15 protein-coding genes are annotated in these 17,617 nt (G+C 69.1%); 8 read left to right on the plus strand and 7 right to left on the minus strand.

Going from position 1 to position 17,617, the window contains the following annotated elements; all coding sequences use genetic code 11:
• The first annotated feature begins 3 nt into the window (after window positions 1-3).
• Together BM43_RS30260 and BM43_RS30265 are read left to right on the plus strand one after the other, a co-directional pair.
• Window positions 4-3,168, plus strand: coding sequence for an efflux RND transporter permease subunit (locus BM43_RS30260; RefSeq protein WP_036052005.1), 3,165 nt, complete (start codon window positions 4-6; stop codon window positions 3,166-3,168).
• Between the two features lie 8 nt (window positions 3,169-3,176).
• Entirely contained in the window at window positions 3,177-4,802 is a 1,626-nt protein-coding gene (locus tag BM43_RS30265) for an efflux transporter outer membrane subunit (RefSeq protein ID WP_232484008.1), read from the plus strand.
• A 16-nt stretch (window positions 4,803-4,818) separates the two neighbouring features.
• On the opposite strand, the gene BM43_RS30270 is transcribed toward BM43_RS30265, so the two are convergent.
• The 3 genes from BM43_RS30270 to BM43_RS30280 all read right to left on the minus strand — a co-directional run bounded on the left by BM43_RS30270 (window position 4,819) and on the right by BM43_RS30280 (window position 6,682).
• The gene (locus tag BM43_RS30270; protein WP_036052001.1) at window positions 4,819-5,388 is read right to left on the minus strand and encodes a TetR/AcrR family transcriptional regulator; all 570 of its coding nucleotides are present in this window, start codon (window positions 5,386-5,388) and stop codon (window positions 4,819-4,821) included.
• A 133-nt stretch (window positions 5,389-5,521) separates the two neighbouring features.
• Window positions 5,522-6,142, minus strand: a complete 621-nt coding sequence (locus tag BM43_RS30275; RefSeq protein WP_025099618.1) for a superoxide dismutase — start codon at window positions 6,140-6,142, stop codon at window positions 5,522-5,524.
• 63 nt (window positions 6,143-6,205) lie between these two features.
• Window positions 6,206-6,682, minus strand: coding sequence for a hypothetical protein (locus tag BM43_RS30280; RefSeq protein WP_036052000.1), 477 nt, complete (start codon window positions 6,680-6,682; stop codon window positions 6,206-6,208).
• A gap of 357 nt (window positions 6,683-7,039) precedes the next feature.
• Between BM43_RS30280 and BM43_RS30285 the strand changes: the two genes are divergently transcribed.
• Window positions 7,040-7,594 (plus strand): cytochrome b/b6 domain-containing protein, encoded by a 555-nt coding sequence (locus BM43_RS30285; RefSeq protein WP_036051999.1) that lies wholly within the window; start codon window positions 7,040-7,042, stop codon window positions 7,592-7,594.
• A gap of 2 nt (window positions 7,595-7,596) precedes the next feature.
• Window positions 7,597-8,658: an NAD(P)H-dependent flavin oxidoreductase gene (locus BM43_RS30290; protein ID WP_080742027.1), complete on the plus strand. Its 1,062-nt coding sequence runs from the start codon at window positions 7,597-7,599 to the stop codon at window positions 8,656-8,658.
• A gap of 7 nt (window positions 8,659-8,665) precedes the next feature.
• Here BM43_RS30290 and BM43_RS30295 read toward each other — a convergent pair whose 3' ends face one another.
• Window positions 8,666-9,616: a LysR family transcriptional regulator gene (locus tag BM43_RS30295; RefSeq protein WP_036051997.1), complete on the minus strand. Its 951-nt coding sequence runs from the start codon at window positions 9,614-9,616 to the stop codon at window positions 8,666-8,668.
• Window positions 9,617-9,739: 123 nt separating this feature from the next.
• On the opposite strand from BM43_RS30295, the gene BM43_RS30300 reads away from it, so the two are divergent.
• From BM43_RS30300 to mmsB, 3 genes are all read left to right on the plus strand, one after another.
• On the plus strand, window positions 9,740-11,047 hold the full coding sequence (locus BM43_RS30300; RefSeq protein ID WP_025099613.1) for an MFS transporter: 1,308 nt from the start codon (window positions 9,740-9,742) through the stop codon (window positions 11,045-11,047).
• A gap of 83 nt (window positions 11,048-11,130) precedes the next feature.
• Window positions 11,131-12,657, plus strand: coding sequence for a CoA-acylating methylmalonate-semialdehyde dehydrogenase (locus tag BM43_RS30305; RefSeq protein ID WP_036051996.1), 1,527 nt, complete (start codon window positions 11,131-11,133; stop codon window positions 12,655-12,657).
• On the plus strand, window positions 12,654-13,571 hold the full coding sequence (gene mmsB / locus BM43_RS30310; protein WP_230676339.1) for a 3-hydroxyisobutyrate dehydrogenase: 918 nt from the start codon (window positions 12,654-12,656) through the stop codon (window positions 13,569-13,571). Before BM43_RS30305 ends, mmsB begins: the two co-directional genes overlap by 4 nt.
• Before the next feature lie 84 nt (window positions 13,572-13,655).
• Here mmsB and BM43_RS30315 read toward each other — a convergent pair whose 3' ends face one another.
• A complete protein-coding gene (locus BM43_RS30315) occupies window positions 13,656-14,468 on the minus strand; it encodes a 2OG-Fe(II) oxygenase (RefSeq protein WP_036051994.1) in 813 nt (270 codons plus the stop codon).
• 91 nt (window positions 14,469-14,559) lie between these two features.
• Window positions 14,560-14,835 carry a DUF2798 domain-containing protein gene (locus BM43_RS30320; RefSeq protein ID WP_036051993.1) on the minus strand — a complete coding sequence of 92 codons (276 nt, stop codon included), beginning with the start codon at window positions 14,833-14,835 and terminating at the stop codon, window positions 14,560-14,562.
• A gap of 131 nt (window positions 14,836-14,966) precedes the next feature.
• Between BM43_RS30320 and BM43_RS30325 the strand changes: the two genes are divergently transcribed.
• Window positions 14,967-15,899, plus strand: coding sequence for a LysR family transcriptional regulator (locus BM43_RS30325; protein ID WP_080742028.1), 933 nt, complete (start codon window positions 14,967-14,969; stop codon window positions 15,897-15,899).
• Here the strand turns inward: BM43_RS30325 and BM43_RS30330 are convergent.
• Entirely contained in the window at window positions 15,797-17,161 is a 1,365-nt protein-coding gene (locus tag BM43_RS30330) for an NRAMP family divalent metal transporter (protein ID WP_052409124.1), read from the minus strand. The genes BM43_RS30325 and BM43_RS30330 overlap by 103 nt on opposite strands.
• Window positions 17,162-17,617 lie beyond the last annotated feature (456 nt).

Here is a 17,617-nt window from a genome sequence, read left to right on the forward strand (position 1 = left end):
TCCATGCGTATCGCTCATTTCTTCATCGACCGCCCACGCTTCGCCACGGTGGTCAGCGCCTTCCTGACGCTGATCGGCCTGGGTGCGATGTTCGTGCTGCCGGTCGCGCAGTATCCGGAGATCGTGCCGCCCACCGTGCAGGTCACGACCTCCTATCCCGGCGCCTCGGCCGACACCATCGCGCGCACCGTGGCCACGCCGCTCGAGCAGCAGATCAACGGCGTCGAGAACATGCTCTACATGAGCAGCCAGTCGACCGGCAACGGCCAGCTCACGGTGACCGTCACGTTCCGCATCGGCACCGACCTGAACGTCGCGCAGATGCTCACCCAGAACCGCGTGCAGGACGCGCTGCCGCGCCTGCCCGAGGACGTGCAGCGGCTTGGCGTGCAGGTGCGCAAGTCGACGCCGAGCATCCTGCTGGCGGTGCATCTGTATTCGCCGAACCACTCGCACGACACGCTCTACCTGTCGAACTACGCAACCCTGCACGTGAAGGACACGCTGGCGCGCCTGCAGGGCGTGGGCGACGTGCAGATCCAGGGCGCGCGCGAATACGCGATGCGCATCTGGATCGACCCCGATCGCGCCGCCGCGCACGACCTGACCGCCAGCGAGATATTGGCCGCGCTGCGCGCGCAGAACGTGCAGGTCTCGGCCGGGATCCTGAACCAGCCGCCGGTGGCGCGCGGCGCGGCCTACCAGATCAACGTCGAGGCGCTGGGCCGGCTGGCCACGCCCGAGCAGTTCGGCGACATCGTGCTGAAGTCGGACCCGCAGGGGCGGGTCACGCACCTGCGCGATATCGGGCGCGTCGAGGTGGGCGCGGCCGACTACGGCGCGACCTCGTTCAAGGACCGCGACGACGCCACCGCGATGCTGATCTACGCCGAGCCCGGCGCGAACTCGCTGGCCGTCGAGCACGAGGTGCTGGCGGCCATGGAAGGGCTCAAGAAGGAGTTCCCGGCCGGCGTCGACTACCAGATCATCTACGACCCGACCATCTTCATCGGCAAGTCGGTGGACGAGGTGATCACCACCATCTTCGTGGCGATCCTGCTGGTGGTGGGCGTGGTGTTCGTGTTCCTGCAGAACTGGCGCGCCACCATCATCCCGGTGGTGGCGATCCCGGTCTCGCTGCTGGGCTCCTTCATCGTGCTGGCGACCTTCGGCATCTCGCTGAACAACCTCTCGCTGTTCGGGCTGGTGTTGGCGGTGGGGATCGTGGTCGACGACGCGATCGTGGTGGTGGAGAACGTCGAGCGAAACATGCGCGCCGGCATGTCGGCCGTCGAGGCGGCGCACCGCACCATGGACGAGGTGGGCGGCGCGCTGCTGTCGATCGCGCTGACGCTGTGCGCGGTGTTCGTGCCCTCGGCCTTCCTGAGCGGCATCTCGGGCCTGTTCTTCCGGCAGTTCGCGGTGACCATCGCGGCCTCGACGGTGATCTCCTGCTTCGTCTCGCTGACGCTGAGCCCGGCGCTGTGCGCGGTGCTGTTCAAGTCGCACCACGGCCACGAGGCTGGCGGTGGCGGACGCGTCGCGCGCTTCCTCGATGCCGGTTTCGCGCGCTTCAATCGCGGCTTCGAACGGATCTCGTTCGGCTACGGCAACGTCACGCGCCGCCTGGTGCGCGGCCTGGCCGTGGTGCTGGCGGTCTACGTCGCGCTGATCGCGGTGGCGGGCATCGAGTTCTCGCGCACGCCCACCGGCTTCATCCCCGAGCAGGACCAGGGCTACCTGATCACCGTGATCCAGTTGCCGCCGGGCGCGTCGCTGGAGCGCACCGAGCAGGTGGTGCGCCAGGTCACCGACATCGCGCTGTCCACGCGCGGCATCGAACATGCCGCGCCCTTCGTCGGGCTCGACGCGACCACGCTGACGGTCGCCTCGAACTCGGGCACGGTGTTCACGGGCCTGCCCTCGCTCTACAACCACTCGCTGCCGGGCGTGACCGCCGAGACCGTGCTGGCCGACCTGCGCAAGCGTTTGTCGGTGATCAAGGACGCCTATGTGCTGACCATCCCGCCGCCGCCGGTGCAGGGCCTGGGCAGCGCGGGCGGCTTCAAGCTGATGCTGGAGGATCGCGCGGGCCTGGGGCCCGACGCGCTGGTCAAGGCGGCCAAGTCGCTGGTGGCGGCGGCCAACAAGGATCCGCATTTCGCCGGCGTGTTCACGCTCTACAACGCGGGTTCGCCCTCGGTGTTCGCCGACATCGACCGCGTCAAGGCGCAGAAGCTGGGCGTCACGCCCACCGACGTGTTCTCGACGCTGCAGGTCTACCTGGGCTCGCAGTACGTGAACGACTTCAACTACCTGGGCCGGACCTACGAGGTGATCGTGCAGGCCGACGACAGCTTCCGCCGCAGCGGCGAGGACATCTCGCGCCTGAAGACCCGCAACCAGGCCGGCGAGATGGTGCCGATCGGCTCGGTGGCCACCTTCGAGGACCGCACGATCCCGTATCGCGTGCCGCGCTACGACCTCTATCCGGCCGCCGAGGTGCAGGGTGCCGCCGCGCCGGGCGTGGCCACCGGCACCGCGCTGCATCGCATGGAGGAGCTCGCCCACGAGGTGCTGCCGCAGGGCATTTCCTTCGAGTGGACCGACCTGGCCTACCAGCAGCAGCAAAAGGGCACGCCTACCCTGGTGGTGTTCGGCGCCGCCGCGCTGTTCGTGTTCCTGGTGCTGGTCGCCCAGTACGAGAGCTGGAAGCTGCCGCTGGCGATCGTGCTGATCGTGCCGATGTGCATCCTGGCCTCGGTCACGGGGCTGTCGCTGCGCGGCATGCCGATCGACATCCTGGCGCAGATCGGCTTCGTGGTGCTGGTGGGGTTGGCCGCCAAGAACGCGATCCTGATCGTCGAGTTCGCGCGGCAGAAGGAGGAGGAAGGATCCGACGCGGCCGAGGCCGCCGTGCACGCGGCCCGCACGCGCCTGCGCCCGATCCTGATGACCTCGTTCGCCTTCATCCTCGGCGTCGCGCCGCTGGCGGTGGCCACCGGCGCGGGCGCCGAGATGCGGCAGTCGCTGGGCACCGCCGTGCTGTTCGGCATGCTGGGCGTGACGGGCTTCGGCCTGCTGTTCACCCCGGCGTTCTATGTGTTCATCCGCCGCTTCGGCCTGAAGAAGAAAGAGGCCTGGCAAGGTCGCGAGGAGCAAGCATGATGAAGTCGATGACATCCTCCGCCGAGGCGGGCGCATGCGCGAGCGTCGGCGTCGCGCGTCTTCCGGCCAGTATCCCGGCACTCGCCGCGGCCTGCGCCTTCGTGTTCGCGCTGGCCGGCTGCGCGGTCGGCCCCGACTACAAGCCGCCCGCGGCGGAGCTGGCGCCGTTCCAGCACGTGCCGGCTTCGACATCGGCGGCGTCGCAAGCGCAGGGCGCGGCCGCCGCGCCGGCGCCCTCGCTCGATACCTGGTGGACCGGGTTCCAGGATCCGATGCTGGTGTCGATCGTCGATCGCGCGCTGGCGCAGAACCTCGACCTGGCTGCCGCCTTCGCGCGGGTTCGGCAGGCTCGCGCCGCCGCCTCGGCGGCCGGCGCCGAGCTGCTGCCGACCTTCGACCTGGACGGCTCGGCCAGCGAGCAGCACCAGAGCGAGCTGAGCCCGACCGGCTCGCTGGCCAAGTCCTTCCCCGGCTACGACCGCAACCAGCGCGAATACACGCTGGGCGCGGCGGCGAGCTGGGAGATCGATCTCGCGGGCGGGCTGCGCCGCAACGCGGCCGCGGCGGCCAACGAGGCACAGGCGGCCGAGGCGGATCGGCTCGGCACGCGCGTGACGGTGGCCGCCGACGCGGCCGATGCCTATCTGCAGGTGCGTGGCTACCAGGCCCGGCTCGCGGTCGCCAACGACCAGGTGAAGACCGATGCGCACCTGCTCGAACTGGTGAAGGCGCGCCGTCGCGCGGGGGCCGCCGACGAGCGCGAGATCGCGCAGGCCGATGCCTTGCTGCGGCAGGCCCGCGCGCTGGTGCCGACCTTGCAGACCAACCTGGTCGCGCAGTTGAACCGGCTCGACATCCTGATGGGCGCGCAGCCGGGCACCTATGCGAGCCAGTTGGCGCTGCCCGGCGAGATCCCGGGGATTCCCTCGGTGGACGCGAGCGCCACGCCCACCGACGTGCTGCGTCATCGCCCCGACGTGATCGCGGCCGAGCGACGCCTGGCGGCTTCCAACGAGCGCATCGGCGCGGCGCTGTCGGACTACTACCCGAAGCTGTCGATCTCGGGTCTGCTGGGCTTCGACAGCATCAGCGCGGGGCAGTTGTTCACGGCGCGCGCGTTCCAGCCGGGCGTGACGGCCGGGCTGCGCTGGCGGCTGTTCGATTTCGGCAAGGTGGACGCCGAGGTGGCCTCGGCGCGCGGCGCGAACGCCGAGGCGCTGGCCAGTTATCGGCAGACCGTGCTGAAGGCCGCCGAGGATGTCGAGAACGCCTTCGTGGCGCTGAGCCAGACGCAGTTGCGGCAGGCCGAGCTCGATGCCGAGGTGAAGTCGCTCACGCGGGCGCGGGATCTGTCGGAGCGGGCCTACAAGGCCGGCGCGATCACGCTGACCGACGTGCTCGACGCCGACCGGCAACTGCTCAGCGCACGCGACGATCTCGACGCCACGCGTGCCGATTCGGCGCGGGCGGCCGTGTCGGTGTTCCGTGCCCTGGGCGGGGGATGGGCGACGGGGGTGGCCGGGGCGGCGAGCACGGCGGCCTCGCAGGCTGCCGCGGCCTCGTTGCCGCCCGCCGCGATGCGCTCGCCGGTGTCGACCAACACGCTGGCCTCGGTCGCGAAGCCGGCCGGCTGAACGGCCGGCGGCCAGCCTACTGCTGGAGCGCCTTGCGCGCCTCGCGCAGCACCGATGCCGCGAGTGCGTCGTCGTTGACGAGCCGCGCGACCGTCAGCGCGCCGATCATGGTCGAGACGATCACGGAGGCTCGCTTGCGGGCCGCGGCCGGCGTCAGGTCGGTGAGGTGGCGCGCGAACAGCTCGATCAGCGCGACCACCCCGGCTGAGGTGGCCTCGCGCACTTCCTCGCTGCCGCGCGCGAGCTCGCTGGCCAGCGAGACGAAGGCGCAGTCGTCGCAGGCATTGCCCAGGTGCGTCTTGGACAGGTAGTTGTCGATGGTGGCATTTACGCCGCGCTTGCCAGGCGCGCCTTCCAGGGTGGCCGACATGGTGTTGCGGGCGTTCTCGGTGGCCAGTTGCAGCGATTCCACCACCACCTGGTCCTTCGAGGCGAAGTGCTTGTAGAAGCCGCCGTGCGTGAGGCCGGCCTCGGCCATCAGGTCGGCCAGCGCGGTGTTCTCGATGCCGTTCTCGCGAAACCGCCGCGAGGCGGCCTCGACGATGCGCTGGCGGGTTTCGGCCGCTTCCTGTCTGGACTTTCTCATGGGTGCGATGCTGTCTGGATGATTTGGATTACATACAACATCCAGCCAGGCATGGCAAGCGCCGCGTCCCGGTCGCGAACCGGAGCGCGGCGGCGCGGACCGGCGCGACGTGCCAGGCGCCAGCGGTGCGTGATCAGCCCAGCGCGGCCAGCGCCGCTTCGTGGCGGCGCGCGACCTCGGGCCAGTTGATCACCTGGTAGAAGGCCGCGATGTATTCCGGCCGGCGGTTCTGGTACTTCAGGTAGTAGGCGTGCTCCCAGACGTCGAGGCCGAGGATCGGCGTATTGCCGTGCATCAGCGGGCTGTCCTGGTTGCCGCTGCTCTCCACCACCAGCTTCTTCTGCGGGGTCACGCTGAGCCAGGCCCAGCCGCTGCCGAAGCGCGTCAGCGCGGCCTTGGTGAAGGCGTCCTTGAACGAATCGAAGCTGCCCAGGTCGGCGTCGATCGCGGTGCCGAGCCGGCCTTGCGGCTGGCCGCCGCCGCCGGGCGTCATCACGCTCCAGAACAGGCTGTGGTTGGCATGGCCGCCGCCGTTGTTGCGCACCGCGCCGCGCACCGCCTCGGGCAGCGATTCGATGCCGGCGACCAGTTCCTCGACCGGCGGGAAGGGCAGGCCCGCGCCTTCCAGCGCGGCGTTGACGTTGTTCACGTAGGTCTGGTGATGCCGGGTGTAGTGGATCTCCATGGTCTGCGCGTCGATATGCGGCTCGAGCGCGTCATAGGCATAGGGCAGCGGGGGCAGGGCGTAGGGCATCGAAGGCTCCGTTGGATGGATGCGGGACGGCGGCGCGGCCGCGCACGGCGCGCCGCGGGAAGGTCATTGGCGCGGCAGCCCCTGGGTGGCGCCGGCCGCGCCGAGCTGGCAGGCTTCGCGGGCGGCCTCGTCGTCGGGATGGCGCGCCGCGAAATGGGTGAGCTCGGCATAGGTGCGGCGGCAATGCCGCTGGGCGGCGGCTTGCCAGCGGATCGGCAGGCCGCCTCGGTTCATGGTGTCGCACAGGCGCGCATGCGCGGCGCACAGATGGCGGCATTGGTCGCAGTCGCGCCCCAGCCGCTCGTAGGTATCCGCGAGGTTGTGATGGGCCACCACCCAGGCGGCCGTGCCGGCCTCGGCGTCGTCGAGGCGGCCGTACATCGATTCGGCCGTCGAGACCGCCGCGTCGTAATGGGCGATCGCGCTCGGATAGTCGCGCTCGTCGAAGGCGCGGTTGCCCCAGGTGATCGAGCGGCGCCAGCGCGCCAGCGCGTCGTGGTCGGGGCGGGACGGTTCGGCTTCGACGATGGTGGTCTGCATGGCGCTCTCCTCGCCAGGTGGCGTTTTCGTTCCAAGATGCAAATGATAATTATTTTTATTTGGAGAATGGAAAAACCCCATGACGGGTGGGGTGGCGCCCGGCTGCGCGCTATCTCCAGATTCGATTGCCGCTATCAGAAACGATCGTTTGTAGCGGCAGCGCGATCGACCTATCGTCTGGATACCGATGCCATCGGCGTGTCCTGCCACCGCGGCCGCGCCCGCGTCGGACCGTGAGATTCCTTTCCGCATCGAACGCAGACGAGCATGGAGACGAGATCCCCCGCCGCGGCGCCGAGCCTCGCATCCGAGCGCGCCGGCCGTGTGCCGGCATCGTCATCCCCTCAGGAGACGCACATGCAGATTCGCGACAACGGCCTCGCCTTTTCACCCATCACCCTGGTCCTGCACTGGCTGGTCGCCGCGCTGCTGCTGGCGATCGTGCTGCTCGGCCTGGCGCGCTGGCAAGCCATCGACGCGTCGCTGCAGGGCGAACTCGCGCGCTGGCAGAACCTGCTCGGCCTGCTGCTGTTCCTGGTGTCGATCTACCGTCTGCGGCAGCGCCTCGGTGCCTGGCATCCGCTGCCGGTGGGCACGCCGAATCCGGTCGAGCTGATCGCCAGCCGCGGCGTGGCGGTGGCGCTCGCGCTGGCGATGGCGCTGCTGCCGCTCGCGCTCTGGCTGACGCGCGCGGCGGCGGGCGAGGCGAGCGTCCTGCCGGGCGGCTGGGCGCTGCCGCTGCCGTTCGCCGCCAGCGCGGGCGTTCACGCGGTGCTCGACTGGCTGCTGAGGATCGGGGCCACCGCCTTTTTCGCCGGCCTGGCCCTGCATGTGTTCGGCGCCCTCAAGAATCACTTCGTACTGCGCAACGACGCCTTGCGCCGCATGCTCGGCAAACACGTGGAGCTCTGATCATGATTCCGTTCGAAGCCAATCCTCCCGGCCCGCGCCTGGCCGATCTCTGCGGCGTGTCCCACCCGGTGTTCCTGGCCGGCATGGCGGCGATCTCCGGGCCCGCGCTGGTGGCCGCGGTGGCCAAGGCGGGCGGGATGGGCACGCTGGGCGGCCTGCGCCTGCCGCCGCGCCTGCTGCGCCAGTGGATCCGCGAGACGCGCGCGCTGACCGACGCGCCGTTCGGCGTCAACCTGGTGCCCTCGTTCGGCGGCCCCGAGGTGTTCGAGGCGCAGTTCCGCGTGCTGCTCGAGGAGCGCCCGCGCCTGCTCTCGCTGTTCTACGCAGAGGACTATCCCGCCATGATCGAGCGCGCCAAGGCGGCCGGCATGCTGGTGATGGTGCAGGTCGGCACCGTCGCGCTGGCGCGCCTGGCGATCCGGCACGGCGCCGACATCCTGGTGGCGCAGGGTAGCGAGAGTGGCGGCCATCTCAACCGCGGCACGGTCGGCCTGCTCTCGCTGCTGCCGGCCATCGTGGAGATCGCCGGCGGCCGGCCGGTGCTGGCCGCCGGCGGCATCGTCACGCGCGAGGACGTGCGCACCGCGATGGATCTCGGCGCCGCCGGCGTGCTGGTCGGCACGGCCTTCGTGGCGACCCACGAATCGAACGCGCATCCGCTGTACCGGCAGAAGATCGTCGAGGCCGGCGTCGACGATACCGAGTACCGCACCGGCTATTCCTACGGATGGAAATACGGCACGCCGCATCGCGTGATCCCGAATCGCGACCGCTGGAACCTGCTGCGCTTCATGGGCGGCGGCGCGCGCGCGATCGACAAGCCGCGCATGGCCGAGAAGCTGTCGCTCTATGCGGGGCAGGGCGTCGGCAAGATCCACGGCGTGGTGTCGGCGGCCGAGCGCATGGCGGAGCTGGTGGCGGGCCTGTCGATGACGCGCGAGGCGATGGCGGCGGCCACCGTCGAGGTGAAGTCAATGGCTTCGGCGACGTCGGTGGCCTCGACCGATGCGATGGCGCCAACCTTGCATCAACCGAGCCGGCCGATGGCACACGCAACTCGCTGAACGCTGCTCACAGCGTCGCGAAGCGCATCGCCGGCGCCTCCCCGAGCAGGAACTCGCGGTTCAGCACGGCGGACTCGCGCAGGAAGTCCCACAGCGCCGAGATGCGCCGCAGGTTGCGGATGTCCTCGCGGCAGCACAGCCAGAAGTGGCGCGTGATCGCCACCTCGCCCGGGAACACAGGCACCAGCCGTTCGTCGGGCGCGGCCATGAAGCAGGGCAGGATGGCCAGTGCCGTGCCCTGCAGGGCCGCGTGGTATTGCGCGACGATGCTGGTGGTCGACAGGTTGGCCCCGGCGCCCGGGATGGTCCGCTCCAGGTAGAGCAGCTCGGGGCTGAACACCAGGTCGGCGACGTAGTTGAGGAAGGCGTGCTCGCGTAGATCGGCCAGCCGCGGCGAGACCGGGTGGCGCCGCAGGTAGTCGCGCGTGCCGTAGAGCTGGAGCCGGTAGTCGCACAGCTTGGTGTGCACGTACTGGCCGCGCTCGGGCCGCTCCAGCAGGATCGCGATGTCGGCCTCGCGCTTGGACAGGCTGACGAAGTGCGGCACCGGCAGCAGGTCGATCGAGATCTCCGGATGCGCGCGCGCGAAGTGGGCCAGTTGCGGCGCCAGGAAGAAGGAGCCGAAACCCTCGGTCGAGCCGATCCGCACATGCCCCGAGAGCAGGTTCGCGCCGCCCTTGAACTGCTCGCTGGCCGACTGCACGGCAGTCTCGATCTCGTCGGCATAGGCCAGCAGGCGCTGGCCTTCCGAGGTCAGCACGAAGCCCCCCGCCCGCGATTTCTCGAACAGCACCGCCTCCAGCGACGCTTCCAGCTCGCGCACGCGGCGCGCCACCGTGGTGTGATCGACGCCGAGCCGCCTGGCCGCCGCGCTGGCCGTCTGCAGCCGCGCTACCGCCAGGAAATAGCGCAGGTCGTCCCAATTGATCCGACGCATTTCGCTTGTGGATTTTTGCATAACGGATGGGCTTTTAGCGTTATTTCGTGTGGAAAATCAAAGAACTATACTCGGCCGGACGTCGCCGCCAAGTGCGACGCCCAATAGGGATTCCCCTGATTGGACAACAACACCGGAGACACCATGGACCTGCATTCGAGCGCCGTCGCGGCGCCACCGGCCACGCGCCGGACCGCGAAGGACTACGTCGTGGCTGGCTGGGCCAGCATGGCGGGTACCACCATCGAGTGGTACGACTTCTTCCTCTACGGCACCGCCGCCGCGCTGGTGTTCAACAAGATCTTCTTCCCGACGCTGGACCCGCTGCTCGGCACCATGGCCGCCTTCGCCACCTACGGCGTGGGCTTCATCGGCCGGCCGATGGGCGGCATCGTGTTCGGGCATTTCGGCGACCGCATCGGCCGCAAGTCGATGCTGATGGCCACCCTGCTGATGATGGGCATCCCCAGCATGGCGATCGGCCTGATTCCCTCGTTCCAGAGCATCGGCTACTGGGCGGCGGGGCTGCTGGTGGCGATGCGCTTCATCCAGGGCATGGCGGTGGGCGGCGAGTGGGGCGGGGCGGCGCTGATGGCGGTCGAGCACGCGCCGCCGGGCAAGAAGGGCCTGTTCGGCAGCCTGCCGCAGACCGGCGTGGGCTTCGGCCTGATCCTCTCGTCCAGCGCGATGGCGGTGGTCGCGACCCTGCCCGAGCCGGCACTGCTGTCCTGGGGCTGGCGCGTGCCCTTCCTGGCCAGCTTCGTGCTGCTGGTGGTGGGCTGGTACATCCGCGCGCGGGTGCCCGAGTCGCCCGATTTCGAGCGGCTCAAGCAGGACGACGCGCGCGTGAAGTCGCCGGTGGTGACGGTGATCGCGCGCCATCCGCGCGCGCTGCTGGCGATCATTGGCGCGCGCACCGCCGAGAACACCTGGTTCTACCTGGTGGTGGCCTTCGCGCTGTCCTATGCCGCCAACCAGCTGGCGATTCCCAAGCCGCAGATCCTGCACGCGATCACGGCCGGCGCGGCACTGTCGATCGTCACCATGCCGCTGGCCGGTTATGTCAGCGATTTCGTCGGGCAGAAGCGCCTGTTCATGATCGGCCTGGTGCTGATGTGTCTGTTCTCGGCGCCGTTCTTCCTGATGCTGGAAACGCGCCACGCGGTGACGGTCTGGTGGGCGATGGTGCTCGGCGTCGGCGTGGTGTTCCCGATCCTCTACGCGCCCGAATCGCAGTTCTTCGCCGCGCAGTTCCCGCCGCAGGTGCGCTACAGCGGTATTTCGGTGTCCGTGCAGGCCGCCGGCGTGCTCGGCGGCGGCATCGCGCCGATGATCGCCACCGCGCTGCTGGCGATGGGCGCGGGCGACCCGCGCTACGTGGTGGCCTACATGATCGCGCTGGGCGTGATCGCGCTGGCCTGCGCCGCCTGCCTGCGCGACGGCAAGGAATAAGCGTGCCGCGGCCGGCGCGGACCGGCCCGGCACAACCCTCATCCGGCGCGAACCGACGCGCCGACAACCCGAGAGAGTCGAGCATGAACGCAGTCATTCAGGAACCCGTAGCAGCCGTGCAGACCGTGCCCCTGCTGATCGACGGCGAGTTCGTCGAATCGCGCAGCACGCAATGGCGCGATATCGTCAACCCGGCCACGCAGCAGGTGCTGGCGCGCGTGCCCTTCGCCACGGCCGAGGAGATCGACGCGGCGATCGAGGCCGCGCAGGCGGCCTTCGCGAGCTGGAAGAACACGCCGCTGGGCGCCCGCGTGCGCGTGATGCTGCGTTTCCAGGCGCTGGTGCGCGAGCACATGCCGCGCATCGCGAAGGTGCTGACGGCCGAGCAGGGCAAGACCCTGCCCGATGCCGAGGGCGACATCTTCCGCGGTCTCGAGGTGGTCGAGCACGCCTGCTCGATCGGCACGCTGCAACTGGGCGAGTTCGCCGAGAACGTGGCCGGCAGCGTCGACACCTACACGCTGCGCCAGCCGATCGGCGTATGTGCCGGCATCACGCCGTTCAACTTCCCGGCGATGATCCCGCTGTGGATGTTCCCGATGGCGATCGTCTGCGGCAACACCTTCGTGCTGAAGCCCTCCGAGCAGGATCCGCTGTCGACCATGGAGCTGGTCCGGCTGGCGATCGAGGCCGGCGTGCCCAAGGGCGTGCTCAACGTGGTGCACGGCGGCAAGCAGGCGGTCGATGCGCTCTGCACGCACCGGCACGTGAAGGCGGTGTCCTTCGTCGGCTCGACCGGCGTGGGCACGCACGTCTACCGGCTCGCCAGCGAGCACGGCAAGCGCGCGCAGTCGATGATGGGCGCCAAGAACCACGCGGTGGTGCTGCCCGACGCGAATCGCGAGCAGACCCTCAACGCGCTGGCGGGCGCCGGCTTCGGCGCGGCCGGCCAGCGCTGCATGGCCACCTCGGTGGTGGTGCTGGTGGGCGCGGCGCGCGACTGGGTGCACGACCTGGCCGCCAAGGCGCGCACGCTGAAGGTGAACGCCGGGCACGAGGCCGGCACCGATGTCGGGCCGGTGGTCTCGAAGGCGGCCAAGGCGCGCATTCTGGAGCTGATCGAATCCGGCGTGAGCGAGGGCGCGAGCCTGCTGCTCGACGGCCGTGACGTGAAGGTGCCCGGCTACGAGGCCGGCAACTTCATCGGGCCGACGCTGTTCGCCGACGTGAAGACCGACATGCGCATCTATACCGAGGAGATCTTCGGGCCGGTGCTGGCGGTGATCGCGGTCGACACGCTCGACGAGGCCATCGCCCTGGTCAACGCCAATCCGTTCGGCAACGGCGTGGGCCTGTTCACGCAGAGCGGGGCGGCGGCGCGCAAGTTCCAGAGCGAGATCGACATCGGCCAGGTCGGCATCAACATCCCGATCCCGGTGCCGGTACCGTACTTCAGCTTCACCGGCTCGCGCGGCTCCAAGCTCGGCGACCTCGGCCCCTACGGCAAGCAGGTGGTGCAGTTCTACACGCAGACCAAGACCGTCACCGCGCGCTGGTTCGACGACGCCACCGTCAACGACGGCGTCAACACCACCATCAGCCTGCGCTGAGCCCGGCACGAGGAAGGCACATCATGAAGATCGGATTCATCGGGCTCGGCAACATGGGCGCGCCGATGGCGCGCAACCTGCTGAAGGCCGGGCACGCGCTGCGCGTGTTCGACCTCGACGCGGCGGCGGTCCAGGCGCTGGTCGATGCCGGCGCGCGCGCCGCGGGCTCGCCCCGCGAAGCGGCCGGCGACGTCGAATGCGTGATCACCATGCTGCCGGCGGCGGCCCACGTGCGGCACGTGATCGGCGCCGAGGACGGGGTGCTGGCCGGCATCGCGCCGGGCGTGACGATCGTCGACTGCAGCACGATCGACCCGGCCACCGTCAAGGCCATGGCGCAGGCGGCCGAGGCGCGCGGCAACCGCTTCGTCGACGCGCCGGTATCGGGCGGCACGGGCGGCGCGGCGGCCGGCACGCTGACCTTCATGGTCGGCGCGCAAGGGGCGCAGTTCGAGGCGCTCAAGCCGCTGCTGGCGGCGATGGGCCGCAACATCATCGATTGCGGCGGCGTGTCGATGGGGCAGGTGGCGAAGATCTGCAACAACCTGATCCTCGGCATCAGCATGGCGGGCGTCTCGGAGGCGATGGCGCTGGGCGAGGCGCTCGGCATCGATCCGAAGGTGCTGGCCGGCATCGTCGACCGTTCGACCGGGCGCTGCTGGAGCTCGGACACCTACAACCCGTTCCCGGGCGTGGTGGAGACGGCGCCGGCCTCGCGCGCTTATACCGGTGGTTTCGGCACCGACCTGATGCTGAAGGACCTGGGGCTCGCCACCGAGGCCGCGAAGTCGGTACGGCAGCCGGCCTTTCTCGGCTCGCTCGCGCAGCAGTTGTACCAGGCGCACAGCGCCGCGGGTTCGGGCGGGCTGGACTTCTCCTCGATCATCGGGCTCTATCGCGGCAAGGCGGCCTGAGCCCGGGTATCGCGGCGTTGCGGCGCGCCGCGTTCGCGATGGCCGCGATGGTATGAAAACCATCGCGGCCATCGCCCGGGAGCGTCAGTCTTTCTTGTAGACGTGCTTGGTCCTGGCCACGCCCTTGGGCACCACCGCGCGTACCATTCCGCGCAGGGCCGCATCGGCTTGCAGCACCACGTCGCGCAGCGGCTCGTCGGGGCGGCCGCGGAACGAGGTCGGGTGGAAGTAGTCGTCGTCGCCGACCGGATGATCGGAGAAGTAGTAGTTCGAGACACAGCAGCGTGCCTCGCCGCTGAGATTCTTCGAGACCGAGTGCCATGAATACTGGTTCGTCACCATCACGGCCAGCCGGTTGAAGCGACTCACCACGGTCACCGGCTCGGCCTTGGTGCCGTTCGGCCAGAGTTCGAGATTGCCGCCCTTTTCGAGGGTCCAGTCCGGTGAAACGTAATAGAGCAGATTGAGCACGCGGTAGCGCTGCCGGTCCTTGTCGTGCGAATTGTCCAGGTGCGGATTGAGGAAGTGGCCGTGCCCCATCATCGAGATGCCGCCGGCATAGAGATGCTCGTCCGGTTGCAGCGAGCGCAGGCCGGTGATCTCGGTGATCACCTCGACCACCGCCGGCTGCTGGAACGCGAAGGTGATTTCCTCCAGCAACGGGGCATGCTCGTTCATCTGCGACGTGACGTATTTCAACTCGCGCAGGCTCTTGCGCAGCATCATCGACGAGGAGGCCGGGAACGCCTCGCGTATCCGCATCACCACTTCGTCGGGCAGTATCTCGTCGACGTGGAAATGATTGAGCGGCATGGATGCCTGCCATTGCCGGCGCGAGGCCTCGAGATGCTGCCTGAGGCGAGCGGCGATTCGATCGCCCATTTCCTGTCTGTTCATGTCTCGTCACGTCCCATCGATATTGCGCGGTTGCAGGCGAATTATGCCAGCAGCGGCTGATGGGACGGGATATCGGGCGAGGGGTGCCGCCTCAATGCGGATGCACGGTCCAGGCCACCAGCCGCGCCACCAGCGGCCTCACGATCAGCACGCAGACGAAGGCCGAGGGCATCGCCACCCGATAGGCATTCTTCACGTTTTCCATGTAATGCGCGTCCAGGCCGAATTCGGCGAAAGTGATCACCAGGCACATCAGGAAGGCCATGATGGTCGCCATGTAGAGCGCGAACACGTAGGGCGTCGAACGGCGGGGGAAGCGGTAGCGATAGGTCTTGGGTGCAATGTCGGGAGTCGTGCCGGGCATCATCGAAGCGGTCTCGTCGTGTCGGGTTTCAGGGAAGCGCCAGCGTAGCAAGCGCGCGGCAGCGCCACTAGCCGGCTTGTGGCGGATTCATCCGTAAGGGAAAATTACGAATCGATTCCCGGGACGACAAGCGCATGGCGATCAATCTCCTCGGCCTGATCCATTGCTACATCCGCGTGGTGGAGAACGGCAGCATCGCGGCGGCGGCGCGCGCGCTCGGCATGAGCGCGGCGGCCGTGAGCCAGAACCTGGCGCGCCTCGAGGCCCACCTCGGCGTGCGCCTGCTCTCGCGCACCACGCGCAGCATGGCGCTGACCGAAAGCGGCACGCATTACTACGAGAAGGTCCGCCATATCCCGCGTGATCTCGACCTGGCGCAGGCGGCGGCCACCGAGGCGCTGGCGCCGCGCGGCCCGCTTTGCGTGGCGACCACGGCCGCCTTCGGGCGCCACCTGCTGGCGCCGCTGATGCCGGCCTTCCAGGCCGCCTATCCGCGCATCGCGGTTGAGCTGATCAGCACCGACCGCCGTATCGATCACCGGCTCGAAGGCGTCGATCTCAGCCTGCGAATCGCCGCGCAGCTCGACGAGCGACTGGTGGCCCGGCGCATCGCCTCGCGTCCCTTCGTGTTCTGCGCCTCGCCCGCCTACCTGGCGCGCGCCGGCGTGCCGGCCGCGCCCGAGGATCTCGAGGAACACGCCTGCCTGGTGCTGCGCTACCCGACCGACGGACGTTTCCTGCCATGGGGCTTCGTGCGCGACGGGCGGCGTTTCGAGGCGGCCGTGAACCCGGCCTTCATCTGCGACGACATCGACATGCTCGCGCAGATCGCCGTCAGCGGCGGCGGTATCGCGCGGCTCGCCAGCTTCGTCGCGCAGCCGCTGATCGACGCGGGCAAGCTGCTGCCCTTGTTCGAGGCGCGCTCGCGCAGCCGGGCCTGGGCCGAATCCGAACCGATGGAGATCTACGCCTGCGTGGCCGAGCGCGCCGCGCTCAATGCCAAGGTGCGGGCCTTCATCGATTTCGTGGAGGCCGAGCTGGCGGAGGACGCGCCGGGGCGTCGCTGATCGCCGGGCGCCAGGCAGGCCATCACGGCCAGCAGGCAGGCCAGGGCGGGGATCGTCAGGATCACGAGCCGTCTCGGTCGCGACAGCCGCAAGGCGGGCGGCAGGGCGATCACTGCAAGCCGGGCAAAAGCGATGAAGATGAAGGGCAGCGTCAGGGCCGTCGCGACCTGGATGTCCATCGTCAGCGAGACTAGATCTGGGGCACGCCATACGAACCAGGCGCAGGCCGCGAGGCAGGCCAGGTACAGCGCGACCGGCGCCGGGTTGCGCGGTTTGCCGTGGAGTCCAAAACATTCCCGGGTACCGGACAGCATCGCCAGCGAGGCGACGATCGCGGCCACCATCGAGGCAGCCAGCACGCCCGCGCCGAACACCGCCTGCCCGACGACCGGGCCCAGCGCCGAGGCCAGCATCGCGCTGATGTCGGCGATCGAATCGAGCGGACGACTGCCGCCCGTGCCTTGCGCGACGGCCGCGCTGGCCACCAGCACCGCGCCGGTCAGCAATTGCGTCAGCACCGCGCCGACGAGGGTTTCCCGGCGCTGCTGGCGCAGGGCGTCCCAGCGCCGGAACCGTCCCGTCATCGCCGATTGTTGATAGAAGACCATCGACGGGCTGAAGATCGCGCCGAGCAGCGCCACCGCCGCCCAGCCGAATCCAGGCCCGGCCGGATGCCAATCGATCGCCTGCCGGGCCAGCGTGCCCAGCGCGGGATGGCTGCGCCAGGCCAGGTAGAAGAACGCCAGCTCGAGCGAGCCGATCGCCAGGGCGATTCGCTCCACGCGCCGCCAGGATCGCGACAGCACCAGCAGCGTCATCAGGGCAGCGGCCATGGCCACGCTGATCCCTCGCGCCACGCCATGGATCTCGCCGATGCCGGCCACGGCCGTCAGCTCGGTGATCAGCGTGGCGGCGGTGACCAGTGTGAGCATGGCGGCTGCCAGGACCGCCCAGCCGCGCCCGAAGTGTTTGCCGATCAGCCCGCAAGGGCCATGGCCGGTCGTGATGCCGAGCCGCGCCGCGAGTTCCTGCACGACATGGAGCACCGGGATCGAGAGCAGCACCACGGGCAGCAGCCGGTAGCCCCATTGCATGCCGCATTGCGCGGCGACGACGATGTTGCCCGCGTCGGTATCGGCGATCGCGGCCAGCAGGCCGGGGCCCCAGGCGGTGGCCGCGCGCCATCGCCGGCCGCTTTCGCCCGCGCTTGACACCGGGCCGGACCGTTCGGTCTCGCCGCGTCGATCGGCGTCCGCGATCATCGAGGCGTGCTCCGCGAGCGAAGCACCGCGACGCGAGCAAGGTCGGACAACAGCCGTGTCTCGCGTGCCGTCCCTAGCAGTCCGAAAGCTTGCGCCTGCCGGCTTCCGACCTTTCGGAAAGATTCTCCAGTTGCCATGCAAATCCCGTCTTGTCCGCACATTGACCCCATGCTACATTCGGCTCATCAAATCGGATACCGGTAACCGATTCATGCTCGATCGATGTCCAACCGAAACCGCGTGCATGCGGTTTCGATCGCGAGTTTGCCGGATGCGATGCCCCCACGGTGAATGGCCGTGACAGGAAGGGCAAATGGTGGAGACAGCGGCAAACGACCTTCCTGTCCATGATCGTCATGGCGACCCGACTTCGTCGGGCGGCGATGACGAGCGATGCTGAACATGTTCTGAAACGCAAGCAAAGCGGAAACGAGCGGGCATCGAACCGGGCCCGCG

Source organism: Burkholderia gladioli (assembly GCF_000959725.1).
Taxonomy (GTDB): Bacteria; Pseudomonadota; Gammaproteobacteria; order Burkholderiales; family Burkholderiaceae; genus Burkholderia; species Burkholderia gladioli.